The organism is Enterobacter mori, assembly GCF_025244905.1.
GTDB lineage: Bacteria > Pseudomonadota > Gammaproteobacteria > Enterobacterales > Enterobacteriaceae > Enterobacter > Enterobacter mori_A.
Genome location: NZ_CP104285.1, coordinates 183,298 through 196,834 on the forward strand (window position 1 = coordinate 183,298; position 13,537 = coordinate 196,834).

Annotated in this window: 13 protein-coding genes; 11 read left to right on the forward strand and 2 right to left on the reverse strand. The window is 55.4% G+C overall.

Annotation, left to right across the window (positions count from 1 at the left end):
• Positions 1-82: 82 nt before the first annotated feature.
• Positions 83-2,344: a 5-methyltetrahydropteroyltriglutamate--homocysteine S-methyltransferase gene (gene metE / locus N2K86_RS00920; RefSeq protein WP_260660157.1), complete on the forward strand. Its 2,262-nt coding sequence runs from the start codon at positions 83-85 to the stop codon at positions 2,342-2,344.
• Positions 2,345-2,392: 48 nt separating this feature from the next.
• Here the strand turns inward: metE and N2K86_RS00925 are convergent, their stop codons facing one another.
• Positions 2,393-3,199: a dienelactone hydrolase family protein gene (locus N2K86_RS00925; protein WP_260660158.1), complete on the reverse strand. Its 807-nt coding sequence runs from the start codon at positions 3,197-3,199 to the stop codon at positions 2,393-2,395.
• 256 nt (positions 3,200-3,455) lie between these two features.
• Between N2K86_RS00925 and udp the strand changes: the two genes are divergently transcribed.
• From udp to tatD, 9 genes are all read left to right on the forward strand, one after another.
• Complete coding sequence (gene udp, locus N2K86_RS00930; protein ID WP_003860792.1) at positions 3,456-4,217, forward strand: uridine phosphorylase; 762 nt, start codon at positions 3,456-3,458, stop codon at positions 4,215-4,217.
• Positions 4,218-4,357: 140 nt separating this feature from the next.
• Positions 4,358-5,815, forward strand: a complete 1,458-nt coding sequence (gene rmuC / locus N2K86_RS00935) for a DNA recombination protein RmuC (protein WP_260660159.1) — start codon at positions 4,358-4,360, stop codon at positions 5,813-5,815.
• A gap of 66 nt (positions 5,816-5,881) precedes the next feature.
• Positions 5,882-6,637 (forward strand): bifunctional demethylmenaquinone methyltransferase/2-methoxy-6-polyprenyl-1,4-benzoquinol methylase UbiE, encoded by a 756-nt coding sequence (gene ubiE, locus N2K86_RS00940; RefSeq protein WP_010426273.1) that lies wholly within the window; start codon positions 5,882-5,884, stop codon positions 6,635-6,637.
• 13 nt (positions 6,638-6,650) lie between these two features.
• Complete coding sequence (gene ubiJ, locus N2K86_RS00945) at positions 6,651-7,256, forward strand: ubiquinone biosynthesis protein UbiJ (RefSeq protein WP_260660160.1); 606 nt, start codon at positions 6,651-6,653, stop codon at positions 7,254-7,256.
• The gene (gene ubiB / locus N2K86_RS00950) at positions 7,253-8,893 is read left to right on the forward strand and encodes a ubiquinone biosynthesis regulatory protein kinase UbiB (protein WP_238458724.1); all 1,641 of its coding nucleotides are present in this window, start codon (positions 7,253-7,255) and stop codon (positions 8,891-8,893) included. The genes ubiJ and ubiB overlap by 4 nt, the downstream gene beginning before the upstream one ends.
• 76 nt (positions 8,894-8,969) lie before the next feature.
• Complete coding sequence (tatA, locus tag N2K86_RS00955) at positions 8,970-9,224, forward strand: Sec-independent protein translocase subunit TatA (protein ID WP_010426269.1); 255 nt, start codon at positions 8,970-8,972, stop codon at positions 9,222-9,224.
• 3 nt (positions 9,225-9,227) lie between these two features.
• Positions 9,228-9,770 (forward strand): Sec-independent protein translocase protein TatB, encoded by a 543-nt coding sequence (gene tatB, locus N2K86_RS00960; protein WP_260660161.1) that lies wholly within the window; start codon positions 9,228-9,230, stop codon positions 9,768-9,770.
• 2 nt (positions 9,771-9,772) lie between these two features.
• Complete coding sequence (tatC, locus tag N2K86_RS00965; RefSeq protein ID WP_260660162.1) at positions 9,773-10,543, forward strand: Sec-independent protein translocase subunit TatC; 771 nt, start codon at positions 9,773-9,775, stop codon at positions 10,541-10,543.
• 41 nt (positions 10,544-10,584) lie between these two features.
• Positions 10,585-11,367 carry a 3'-5' ssDNA/RNA exonuclease TatD gene (tatD, locus tag N2K86_RS00970; RefSeq protein WP_260660163.1) on the forward strand — a complete coding sequence of 261 codons (783 nt, stop codon included), beginning with the start codon at positions 10,585-10,587 and terminating at the stop codon, positions 11,365-11,367.
• Here tatD and rfaH read toward each other — a convergent pair.
• A complete protein-coding gene (gene rfaH / locus N2K86_RS00975) occupies positions 11,364-11,855 on the reverse strand; it encodes a transcription/translation regulatory transformer protein RfaH (RefSeq protein ID WP_260660164.1) in 492 nt (163 codons plus the stop codon). The two genes, tatD and rfaH, sit on opposite strands and share 4 nt — an antisense overlap.
• A 170-nt stretch (positions 11,856-12,025) precedes the next feature.
• Here rfaH and ubiD point away from each other — a divergent pair, with 170 nt between their 5' ends.
• The gene (gene ubiD / locus N2K86_RS00980; RefSeq protein ID WP_260660165.1) at positions 12,026-13,531 is read left to right on the forward strand and encodes a 4-hydroxy-3-polyprenylbenzoate decarboxylase; all 1,506 of its coding nucleotides are present in this window, start codon (positions 12,026-12,028) and stop codon (positions 13,529-13,531) included.
• The last annotated feature ends 6 nt before the right edge of the window (positions 13,532-13,537 follow it).

A 13,537-nucleotide genomic window follows, 5' to 3' on the forward strand; every position in this document is an offset into this window, starting at 1 on the left:
CTTGAGGAATATACAGTACCTGCCAATTATAGATGTGTAAACATCTGGACGTCTAAATAACAAATTTCACAAGGGGCATAACATGACAATCCGCAATCACACTCTCGGTTTTCCTCGCGTTGGCCTGCGCCGCGAACTGAAAAAAGCGCAAGAAAGCTACTGGGCGGGTAACACCACCCGTGAAGAACTGCTGTCGGTGGGACGCGAGCTGCGTGCCCGTCACTGGGAGCAGCAAAAACAGGCGGGCATTGACCTGCTGCCGGTGGGCGATTTCGCCTGGTACGACCATGTTCTGACGACCAGCCTGCTGCTTGGCAACGTGCCGGCTCGTCATCAGAACAAAGATGGATCGGTAGATATCGATACCCTGTTCCGCATCGGCCGTGGCCGTGCACCTACGGGGGAGCCAGCGGCAGCGGCGGAAATGACCAAGTGGTTCAACACCAACTATCACTATATGGTACCGGAGTTCGTAAAGGGGCAGCAGTTCAGGCTGACCTGGACGCAGCTGCTGGATGAAGTGGACGAAGCGCTGGCGCTGGGTCATCAGGTGAAGCCCGTATTGCTGGGGCCAGTAACCTACCTGTGGTTGGGTAAAGTAAAAGGCGAACAGTTTGACCGCCTTAGCCTGCTGAACGATATTCTGCCGGTCTATAAACAGGTGCTGATTGAGCTGGGCAAGCGCGGCATTCAGTGGGTACAAATCGATGAACCCGCGCTGGTGCTCGAGCTGCCCCAGGTTTGGCTCGATGCCTTCAAACCGGCGTATGACGCGCTCACCGGGCCGGTGAAGCTACTGCTCACCACCTATTTCGAAGGCGTGACGCCAAACCTGAAGACCATTACCGCGCTGCCGGTTCAGGGCCTGCACGTTGACCTCGTTCACGGTAAAGACGATGTCGGGGAGCTGCACAAGCGCCTGCCTGCAGACTGGCTGCTTTCTGCCGGGCTGGTTAACGGTCGCAACGTCTGGCGTGCCGATCTGACCGAGAAATATGCAAAAATTGAAGGCATCGTCGGCAAACGTGAGCTGTGGGTGGCATCCTCTTGCTCGTTATTGCACAGCCCAATCGATCTCAGCGTGGAGACCCGTCTCGACCCTGAAGTGAAAAGCTGGTTTGCCTTCGCCCTGCAAAAATGCGAAGAGCTGACGCTGCTGCGCGACGCGCTAAACAGCGGCGAGACGGCGGCGATTACCGAATGGAGCGCACCGATCCAGGCGCGTCGTCACTCGGCCCGCGTGCACAACCCGGCGGTGGAGAAACGCCTGGCGGCCATTACCGCGCAGGACAGCCAGCGCCAGAGCCCGTATGAAGTACGCGCCGAAGCGCAGCGTGCCCGTTTCAACCTGCCTGCGTGGCCGACCACCACAATTGGTTCTTTCCCGCAAACCACTGAAATCCGCGGCCTGCGTCTGGACTTCAAGAAGGGCAACCTGGATGCGAACAACTACCGCACCGGTATCGCGGAACATATCAAGCAGGCGATTATCGAGCAGGAACGCTTAGGTCTGGACGTGCTGGTACACGGCGAAGCCGAGCGTAACGACATGGTGGAATATTTTGGTGAACACCTGGACGGCTTCGTCTTTACCCAGAACGGCTGGGTGCAAAGCTATGGCTCCCGCTGCGTGAAGCCGCCGGTTGTCATCGGAGACGTCAGCCGCCCGGAAGCGATCACCGTGGAGTGGGCGAAGTATGCCCAGTCCCTCACCGATAAGCCGGTGAAAGGGATGCTCACCGGTCCGGTAACCATTCTTTGCTGGTCCTTCCCGCGTGAGGACGTGACCCGTGAAACCATCGCGAAGCAAATCGCGCTGGCGCTGCGTGATGAAGTGGCAGATCTTGAAGCCGCAGGCATTGGCATTATCCAGATTGACGAACCGGCGCTGCGCGAAGGTCTGCCGCTGCGTCGTAGCGACTGGGATGCCTACCTGCAGTGGGGCGTGGAGGCGTTCCGCATCAACGCCGCGGTGGCGAAGGACGACACCCAGATCCACACCCATATGTGCTACTGCGAATTTAACGACATCATGGATTCGATTGCCGCGCTGGACGCCGACGTGATCACCATCGAGACCTCGCGTTCGGACATGGAGCTGCTGGAGTCGTTTGAAGAGTTCGATTACCCGAACGAAATTGGGCCGGGCGTGTACGACATTCACTCCCCGAACGTGCCGAGCGTGGAGTGGATTGAAGCCCTGCTGAAAAAAGCCGCCCAGCGGATCCCGGCGGAACGCCTGTGGGTGAACCCGGACTGCGGTCTGAAAACCCGCGGTTGGCCGGAGACGCGAGCGGCGCTGGCAAACATGGTGAAAGCGGCGCAGAACTTGCGTCAGGCTTGATGAAGCGTAGGCCCGGTAAGGCGTAGCCGCCACCGGGCTTTCTTGCTTTTATGCTTTTTTCCCGCCGTACTGGCTAAACCACGCCAGCATCCTCTGCCAGCCGTCTTTGGCTGATTCTGCGTGATAGCTCGGGCGATAATCGGCATTAAACGCGTGTCCGGCATCCGGGTACACCACAATCTCCGCCTTCGCATTCGCCGCGCGTAGCGCATGGCGCATGGTCTCGACGGTATCAAGCGGAATACCGGTATCCTGACCACCATAAAGCCCTAACACCGGCGCATTCAAATCCGTGGCGATATCAACAGGCTGCTTCGGTGAGTTCAGCGTTTTTTCGCCCACCAGTTTGCCGTACCAGGCGACGGCTGCTTTCAGCTGCGGGTTATGCGCGGCATACAGCCAGCTAATGCGCCCGCCCCAGCAGAAGCCGGTCACCAGCAGACGATGTGCATCACCCCCGTTGCGCGCGGCCCAGCTGGCAACGTGATCAAGGTCAGCCAGCACCTGGGCATCCGGGACTTTGCTCACCAGATTGTTGAACAACGTAGGGATATCGCTGTAATCGTTTGGATCGCCCTGACGGAAATAGAGCTCTGGCGCAATAGCCAGGTACCCTTCCAGCGCCAGGCGGCGGCAGAGGTCGCGAATATGTTCGTGAACGCCAAAAATCTCCTGAACCACAATCACGATCGGCAGCGGACCCTCTGCTGATTTTGGCCGCGCGTGATAAGCAGGCATATTCTCCCCCTGCGAGGGGATGGAGGTCTCACCCGCAGTAATGGCTTCTTCTGAGGTTGAGACGATGGTTGAAGCATGCGGAGCCGCAGCAGGTGCAAAACCGGTTTTTTCAGTCATGGCATTCTCCGTACCAATGAGTTAGCGCAAAGGTAAATATAGTCACCAGGTTAACAACCCACAGTGCCTTATACGGTCTATCTTTTGTGCAGCACCTGTCGATATAACTTGTTAATGTGATGTAAGTCACTATTTAATGGAAATTAAATGCAATAAATTTCATTCATGGTGAGGTGTGTCACGAAATTATGCGTAGTGCTTCTGTAAAGTACCGTTTTACTTCTTCTGACTAACCGACCCACAGAGGAGTCACCCTATGTCTAAGTCTGATGTTTTTCATCTCGGCCTCACTAAAAACGATTTACAAGGGGCTACGCTCGCTATCGTCCCTGGCGATCCTGAGCGTGTGGAAAAGATCGCCGCGCTGATGGATAAGCCGGTTAAGCTGGCAGCGCATCGCGAATTCACCACCTGGCGCGCAGAGCTGGACGGTAAAGCGGTGATCGTGTGCTCTACCGGTATTGGTGGCCCGTCTACCTCTATCGCCGTTGAAGAGCTGGCGCAGCTGGGCATCCGTACTTTCCTGCGCATCGGCACCACTGGCGCCATTCAGCCGCACATCAACGTCGGCGACGTGCTGGTCACGACCGCGTCCGTGCGTCTGGACGGGGCAAGCCTGCATTTTGCGCCGATGGAATTCCCGGCAGTGGCCGACTTCGAATGCACCACCGCGCTGGTTGAAGCCGCGAAGTCCGTTGGCGCAACCACCCACGTGGGCGTAACTGCCTCTTCCGATACCTTCTACCCGGGCCAGGAGCGTTACGACACCTTCTCTGGCCGCGTGGTAAGCCGCTTCAAAGGCTCCATGGAAGAGTGGCAGTCGATGGGCGTGATGAACTATGAAATGGAATCTGCGACGCTGCTGACCATGTGCGCAAGCCAGGGTCTGCGTGCCGGTATGGTGGCGGGCGTTATCGTCAACCGTACCCAGCAGGAGATCCCGAACGCTGAAACCATGAAGCAGACTGAAAGCCATGCGGTGAAAATCGTGGTTGAAGCGGCGCGCCGCCTGATCTAATTCTCTCTTCGGTGCTAAAAGGCCGACATGCTCGGCCTTTTCTTTTTTGCGTAACGCCTCGCAGGAAAACCCTTTCAAACTGGACGTTCATACAGCACAATTCTATTTTGTGCGGGTTACACGTGGATGCAGGGGGCATTGTGGATATCTCAATCCTGGTTTATGCGGTAGTTACGCTGGTAAGCGTGGGGATTGGCTGGCTCATTTCCGGCTACCAGCATGCGCAGCAGAAAGCCGAACAGCTGGCAGAGCGCGAAGAGATCGTCGCCGAACTCAGCGCGACGAAACAACAGCTTGCGCTGAGTGACCACTGGCGCGACGAGTGCGAACTGCTCAATAACGAACTGCGCAATCTGCGTGATATCAATACCTCGCTGGAGGCCGATCTCCGTGAAGTGACCACCCGTCTTGAGTCCACCCAACTGCACGCCGAAGACAAAATCCGTCAGATGATCAACAGCGAGCAGCGTCTTAGCGAGCAGTTTGAGAACCTCGCGAACCGCATTTTTGAGCACAGCAATCGCCGCGTGGATGAGCAAAACCGCCAGAGCCTTAACAGCCTGCTGACGCCGCTGCGTGAACAGCTGGACGGCTTTCGCCGTCAGGTACAGGACAGCTTTGGTCAGGAGGCCCGCGAGCGCCACACGCTGGCGCATGAAATTCGTAATCTCCAGCAGCTGAATGCCCAGATGGCGCAGGAGGCGGTCAACCTGACGCGCGCGCTAAAAGGTGATAACAAAGCGCAGGGAAACTGGGGCGAAGTGGTCATGACGCGCGTGCTGGAGGCCTCTGGCCTGCGCGAAGGATACGAATACGAAACGCAGGTCAGCATTGAAAACGATGCGCGCTCGCGGATGCAGCCGGATGTCATTGTTCGTCTGCCGCAGGGCAAAGATGTGGTTATCGACGCCAAAATGACGCTGGTGGCCTATGAGCGCTACTTCAACGCGGAAGATGACTACACCCGCGAAACAGCGTTGCAGGAGCACATCGCCTCCGTGCGTAACCATATCCGTCTGCTGGGCAGAAAAGATTATCAGCAATTGCCGGGGCTGCGATCGCTAGACTACGTGCTGATGTTTATCCCGGTAGAGCCTGCCTTCCTGCTGGCGCTCGACAGACAGCCCGAACTGATCACCGAAGCGCTAAAAAATAACATTATGCTGGTCAGCCCAACCACGTTGCTGGTGGCCTTGCGGACCATTGCTAATCTGTGGCGTTACGAGCATCAAAGCCGTAACGCGCAACACATTGCCGATCGCGCCAGCAAGCTGTACGACAAAATGCGCCTGTTTGTGGACGATATGTCTTCGGTCGGGCAAAGCCTGGATCGTGCGCAGGATAACTACCGCCAGGCGATGAAAAAGCTCTCCTCCGGGCGTGGTAACCTGCTGGCGCAAGCCGAAGCGTTTCGCAGCCTGGGGGTGGAGGTGAAACGCGAGATTAATCCGGAATTGGTTGAACAGGCGACGTCGCAGGACGAAGAGTTTCGCCTGCGTGAAGGCGCAGATGAACAAAATACGCACAGTGAAGACAACGATTTAGCGGCGAATTTATCGCCAGAAGAGCAGCCGACGCGTTTCTTTCGCGGTGGTTGAATCGTAGGGCAAACGCGCCCAATCTGTTACACTTCACGAACATTTTACTGATAAGCAGGCTCTGAGATGGTTGACGATTCACAAGACACGACGCACTTTGGCTTTCAGACTGTAGCCAAAGCGCAGAAAGCTGACATGGTGGCCCACGTATTTCATTCCGTGGCGGCGAAGTACGATGTGATGAATGACTTGATGTCCTTCGGCATTCATCGCTTGTGGAAGCGCTTTACTATTGACTGCAGCGGTGTGCGTCGTGGACAAACAGTTCTCGATCTGGCTGGCGGAACGGGCGATCTGACGGCGAAATTCTCCCGTCTGGTGGGTGAAACCGGTCGCGTCGTGCTGGCAGATATCAACGACTCAATGCTGAAAATGGGACGCGAGAAACTGCGTAACATCGGCGTGGTGGGTAACGTGGAATATGTGCAGGCAAACGCCGAAGCGCTGCCGTTTCCGGATAACACCTTTGACTGCATCACCATCTCTTTTGGTCTGCGTAACGTCACCGATAAAGACAAAGCGCTGCGCTCCATGTACCGCGTGCTGAAGCCGGGTGGACGTCTGCTGGTGCTTGAATTCTCCAAACCGATTATCGAGCCGCTGAGCAAAGCCTACGACGCCTACTCCTTCCACGTTCTGCCGCGTATTGGTGAGCTGGTTGCGAACGATGCAGAGAGCTATCGCTACCTGGCCGAATCCATCCGTATGCACCCGGATCAGGATACCCTGAAAGCGATGATGCAGGACGCGGGTTTTGAAAACGTTGAGTATTTCAACATGACGGCGGGTGTCGTCGCGCTGCACCGCGGTTACAAGTTCTGAGTGGAGGTGTCCCGTGCCCTTTAAACCCTTAGTCACCGCAGGCATTGAGAATGTACTGAATGCCTTTCTGTATCGTGCTCCGGCGCTGAAGGCTGCGCGTCAGCGGCTTAACGGAAAGGTACTGCGTATCGTTTTAAAAGAGTTCTCGACGCCGCTTGTGCTGGTCTTCAGCGAGCGCCAGCTTGACGTTCTGGGTGAATGGGAGGGCGAGGCGGATTGCTCGGTCATCACCCATATGAGCGTGCTGCCAAAACTGCGCGATCGTCAGCAACTGACGGCGCTTATCCGCAGTGGTGAACTCGAAGTTGAAGGCGACATTCAGGTCGTACAGAACTTCGTGGCGCTCAGCGATCTGGCTGAGTTTGACCCGGCAGAACTGCTTGCGCCTTTTATTGGCGACATCGCCGCCGAAGGGATTGGGAAAGTTATTCATGGCGGTACGTCGTTCCTGCGCAAAAATCTGCAGCGACAGCAGCGCTATGCCGCAGAAGTCCTCACCGAAGAGTGGCGCATGGCCCCCGGGTCGCTGGAAGTGGCATGGTTTGCAGAAGAGACCGCTGCTGTTGAACGCGCGGTTGATGCGTTAACCAAACGCCTGGAAAAACTGGAGGGCAAATGACGCCTGGTGAAATTCGGCGCCTCTATTTTATTGTTCGCACCTTTTTGAGCTACGGGCTCGACGAGCTTATCCCCAGAATGCGTATCACGCTGCCGCTTCGTATCTGGCGGCGCACGCTGTTCTGGATGCCAAATCGCCACAAAGACCAGGTTTTAGGCGAACGCTTGCGTCTTGCGCTGCAGGAGCTGGGCCCGGTATGGATCAAGTTTGGGCAGATGCTTTCTACCCGCCGCGATCTCTTCCCACCGCAAATTGCCGATGAACTGGCGATGTTGCAGGATCGCGTTGCTCCGTTTGATGGGGTGAGAGCGAAGAAGCAGATCGAAGAAGCGATGGGCAATATTCCTGTAGAAACCTGGTTTGATGATTTCGACATTCAGCCGCTTGCATCGGCCTCCATTGCCCAGGTACACACGGCTCGCCTGAAAGAAAACGGTAAAGAAGTGGTTATCAAGGTTATTCGCCCGGATATCCTGCCGATCATCAAAGCCGATATGAAGCTGATCTACAGGTTGGCCCGTTGGGTACCGCGCTTGTTACCGGATGGCCGCCGACTGCGCCCGATGGAAGTGGTGCGGGAGTATGAAAAAACGCTGATCGACGAGCTCAACCTGCTGCGTGAATCGGCGAACGCCATTCAGCTGCGTCGTAACTTTGAAGACAGCCCGATGCTGTATGTTCCTGAAGTCTATTCTGACTATTGCAGCCAGAACATGATGGTCATGGAGCGTATTTACGGTATTCCGGTCTCGGATGTTGTTGCGCTGGAAAAGCAGGGCACCAACATGAAGCTGCTGGCCGAGCGTGGTGTGCAGGTCTTCTTTACCCAGGTCTTCCGCGACAGTTTTTTCCATGCGGACATGCACCCGGGTAATATCTTCGTGAGCTACGAACACCCGGAGGATCCGAAGTACATCGGGATCGACTGCGGGATTGTGGGTTCGCTGAACAAAGAAGATAAACGCTATCTCGCAGAAAATTTCATCGCTTTCTTCAACCGCGACTACCGTAAGGTGGCCGAGCTGCACGTGGATTCTGGCTGGGTTCCACCAGACACCAATGTCGAAGAGTTTGAGTTTGCGATCCGCACGGTATGCGAACCGATTTTCGAAAAACCGCTGTCGGAGATCTCCTTCGGTCACGTTTTGTTGAACCTTTTCAATACCGCGCGTCGCTTCAATATGGAAGTGCAGCCACAATTAGTTTTACTTCAGAAAACATTACTTTACGTTGAGGGAGTAGGTCGCCAGCTCTATCCTCAGTTAGACTTATGGAAAACGGCGAAACCTTTCCTTGAATCCTGGATTAAAGATCAGGTTGGCATTCCAGCGCTGGTACGCTCCCTTAAGGAGAAAGGCCCGTTTTGGATTGAAAAAATGCCTGAAATTCCTGAACTGGTTTACGACAGTTTGCGTCAGAGCAAGAACCTCCAGCACAGCATGGATAAAATCGCGCACGAGCTTCAGTCCAGCCGCGTGCGACAGGGACAATCACGCTATCTCTTTGGCATTGGCGCGACGTTGCTGCTGAGCGGTACGCTGTTGCTCATCAATCGCCCTGACTGGGAGATGATGCCCGCCTGGATCATGGCTGGCGGCGTTGTTGTCTGGCTTGCTGGCTGGAGAAAAACGCGCTGATTTTGCGTCGCTATCACCAGGTTGCATACGTATAATGCAACCTGACTCATTAAGCATCTATCACTGAGGATTACGTATGGGTGGTATCAGTATCTGGCAATTGTTAATCATTGCCGTCATCGTCGTACTGCTGTTTGGTACGAAGAAACTCGGTTCTATCGGTTCCGACCTTGGTGCATCTATCAAAGGCTTTAAGAAGGCCATGGGTGATGATGAAAGTAAGCAGGATAAAACCAGCCAGGACGCTGACTTTACTGCTAAATCCATCGCTGACAAGCAAGATGAAGCCAAAAAGGAAGACGCTAAACGCCACGATAAAGAGCAGGTGTAATTCGTGTTCGACATTGGTTTTAGTGAGCTGCTGCTGGTCTTTGTGATTGGTTTGATTGTGCTGGGGCCGCAGCGTCTCCCTGTTGCGGTCAAAACCGTGGTGGGATGGGTGCGTGCGCTTCGCTCGCTGGCAACCACCGTGCAAAACGAGCTGGCGCAGGAGCTTAAGCTCCAGGAATTTCAGGACAGCCTGAAAAAGGTTGAGAAGGCGAGCATGGAAAATCTGACGCCCGAGCTGAAAGCATCAATGGATGAGCTGCGCGAAGCGGCGGAATCCATGAAGCGTTCTTACAGCGTCAACGATCCTGAAAAGGCCAGTGATGAAGCTAACACCATCCATAACCCGGTGGTGAAGGGCAGCGAAGAGCAGCGCGAGGGCGTAACGCCGTCCAGCGCGGAGCATCAGGCTGCTGCACCAGAACAGACGCCGCAGGAACCTGAAGTGAAAAAACAGGCGCAGCCGGTAGAGCCGGTGTTAAAAGCGGCTGAAGCAAAGCCTGCTGCGTCCGTTTCCGAATCGTCCCCTTCCTCGAGTGATAAAGCGTAAACATGGCAGTAGATGATACTCAACCGCTCATTACGCACCTCATTGAGCTGCGCAAGCGCCTGTTAAACTGCATTATTGCGGTTCTCCTTATATTCCTGTGCCTGGTCTATTTTGCCAACGATATCTATCAGGTGGTGTCTGCACCGCTGATTAAACAGATGCCGCTGGGCGCGACGATGATCGCAACGGATGTTGCCTCACCGTTTTTCACCCCGATCAAGCTGACCTTCTGGGTATCCTTGATTGCGTCTGCGCCGGTCATTTTGTACCAGGTCTGGGCCTTCGTCGCTCCGGCGCTGTACAAGCACGAGCGTAAACTGGTGATCCCACTGCTGGTCTCCAGCTCGCTGCTGTTCTATATCGGCATGGCGTTCGCCTATTTCGTTGTCTTCCCTCTGGCCTTTGGCTTCCTGACGCATACCGCGCCGGAAGGGGTTCAGGTGTCGACAGACATCGCCAGCTATCTCAGCTTTGTTATGGCGCTGTTTATGGCGTTCGGTGTGGCGTTCGAAGTGCCAGTGGCCATCGTCCTGCTCTGCTGGGTAGGGGTGACAACGCCTGACGATCTCCGCAAGAAGCGCCCCTATATCCTCGTAGGCGCATTTGTGGTGGGCATGCTGCTGACGCCACCGGATGTCTTCTCGCAAACCTTACTGGCGATACCGATGTATTGTTTGTTTGAGGTCGGCGTGTTCTTCTCGCGCTTCTATGTGGGCAAACGACGTCCGCCGGAAGATGAAGAAGACGGGTCTGAAAAGACCACTGAAGAATAAAACCAGCCGCCCGTCAGGGCGGTTGTCATATGGAGAGGGGCATGTTTGATATTGGACTTAACCTGACCAGTTCGCAGTTCGCGAAAGACCGTGATGAGGTCGTCGCCCGTGCTTTTGCCGCCGGGGTGAAAGGGCTATTGCTGACGGGAACCAACCTGCATGAGAGTGAGCAGGCGCAACTGCTGGCGCAACGCTACGAACACTGCTGGTCAACCGCAGGCGTCCACCCTCATGACAGTAGCCAGTGGACGCAACACAGCGCTGAAACGCTCCACGCGCTGGCAAGAACGCCACAGGTGGTCGCCATCGGCGAGTGCGGTCTCGATTTCAACCGCAACTTTTCCACGCCGGAAGACCAGGAAAAAGCCTTCACCGCGCAGCTGGCGCTGGCCGCAGAGCTTGAAATGCCGGTGTTTATGCATTGCCGCGATGCGCATGAGCGTTTTCTCACCCTTCTGGAACCGTGGCTGGATAAACTGCCTGGTGCGGTGTTGCACTGTTTTACCGGCTCGCGTCAGGACGCGTTGGATTGCCTGAATCGAGGACTTTATCTGGGCATTACCGGCTGGGTTTGCGATGAGCGTCGCGGGTTGGAACTGCGTGAATTGTTGCCGGCGATCCCGGCCGAACGCCTGCTGCTGGAAACCGATGCCCCTTATTTGCTGCCGCGCGACATGAAACCCAAACCGGCCTCGCGGCGTAACGAACCAGCGTATCTGGGGCACATCGTTGAGAGCGTGGCGCACTGGCGCGGAGAAGATCCGCACTGGCTGGCCGCGCAGACCGATGACAACGTGCGCCGCCTGTTTCGAATTGCCTTTTAAAGTTTACGGAAGTCGGTGTTTTTCACGCTCTGCAGCACCTGTTTATTCAACATGTTAAGCAGCAACATAGAGCGCGCTTCGCCATCAGGTTCAGAGAATATGGCCTGCAGGCCTTCAAAGGCACCTTCTGTAATCACCACGCTATCGCCTGCATAAGGGGTTTCCGGGTCGGTTATCCCTTCGGGTTGTTGATAAATTGAAAGCTGATGAATGACGGTTGAGGGAACCGTCGCGGGGCTGGCGCCAAAACGGACAAAGTGACTGACACCGCGCGTGGCGCTGATTGTCGTGGTGTGGATCACTTCCGGGTCGAATTCGACGAACAGATAGTTCGGGAAGAGAGGCTCGCTGACCGTCGTGCGTTTCCCGCGCTGCATTTTTTCAAGCGTGATCACGGGCGTCAGACAATTCACAGACTGACGTTCAAGATGTTCCTGCGCGCGCTGAAGTTGCCCGCGTTTGCAATACAGTAAATACCAGGCCTGCATAATCACTCTTTCCCTTAGTTCGGGGCGCAAGCATATCAAAACCCTGGCCGGATCGCTAAGTTGATTATAATGGGCGAAAGTGGAGTAAGTCGTGGAAGTTCACGCTAATTTAACAAAATTACAGCATCACGTAGGCTTACGCCGTATAATGAAGCGCTTACAGAGAGGCCATGACTAACTGCATGAAATACCACGATCTACGCGACTTCCTGACGCTGCTGGAAAAGCAGGGCGAACTTAAGCGGATTACGCTTCCTGTTGATCCTTATCTGGAAATGACAGAAATTGCTGACCGCACCCTGCGTGCCGGTGGGCCTGCGCTGCTGTTTGAAAATCCGAAAGGTTACTCAATGCCGGTGCTGTGCAATCTGTTCGGCACGCCGCGCCGCGTGGCGCTGGGCATGGGGCAAGAGGATGTCACTGCGCTGCGTGAAGTGGGTAAACTGCTGGCGTTTTTGAAAGAGCCGGAGCCGCCGAAAGGTTTCCGCGATCTGTTCGACAAGCTGCCGCAGTTTAAGCAGGTACTGAACATGCCAACCAAACGCCTGCGCGGTGCGCCGTGCCAGCAAAAAGTGCTGGAAGGCGATGCGGTTGATCTGACAAAAATCCCGATTATGCAGTGCTGGCCTGAAGATGCTGCGCCGCTGATTACCTGGGGTCTGACCGTCACCCGTGGGCCGTACAAAGAGCGCCAAAACCTCGGTATCTACCGCCAGCAGCTGATTGGTAAAAATAAACTTATCATGCGCTGGCTGTCACATCGTGGCGGCGCGCTCGATTTCCAGGAGTGGTGCGCGGAACATCCCGGTGAACGATTCCCGGTTTCTGTTGCCCTGGGGGCCGACCCGGCAACGATTCTGGGCGCGGTCACGCCTGTTCCGGATACACTGTCGGAATATGCCTTTGCAGGGCTGCTGCGCGGCACTAAAACGGAAGTCGTAAAGTGTGTCTCTAATGACCTGGAAGTACCAGCCAGTGCGGAAATCGTTCTGGAAGGCTACATCGAACAGGGTGAGCTTGCACCGGAAGGGCCTTACGGCGACCATACGGGTTATTACAATGAAATTGATAACTTCCCGGTGTTTACCGTCACGCACATTACCCAGCGTGAAGATGCGATTTACCACTCAACCTATACCGGACGTCCACCGGATGAGCCTGCAGTGCTGGGCGTGGCGCTGAACGAAGTCTTTGTGCCGATTCTGCAAAAACAGTTCCCGGAAATTGTTGATTTCTATTTGCCGCCGGAAGGGTGCTCGTATCGCCTGGCGGTGGTGACGATGAAGAAGCAGTATGCCGGTCACGCTAAGCGCGTGATGATGGGCGTATGGTCTTTCCTGCGCCAGTTTATGTATACCAAGTTTGTTATCGTCTGCGATGATGACGTCAATGCCCGCGACTGGAACGACGTTATTTGGGCAATTACTACACGCATGGACCCCGCGCGTGATACGGTGTTAGTCGAAAACACGCCGATAGATTATCTGGATTTTGCCTCGCCGGTTTCCGGTCTTGGCTCAAAAATGGGACTGGATGCCACGAATAAATGGCCTGGCGAAACCGACCGTGAATGGGGTCGCCCGATCAAAAAAGATCCTGCCGTGACCGCGCGAATAGACGCGATCTGGGACGAACTGGCCATAATGAATAACGGTAAATCTGAAGCTGACCGTTAAGCCCTA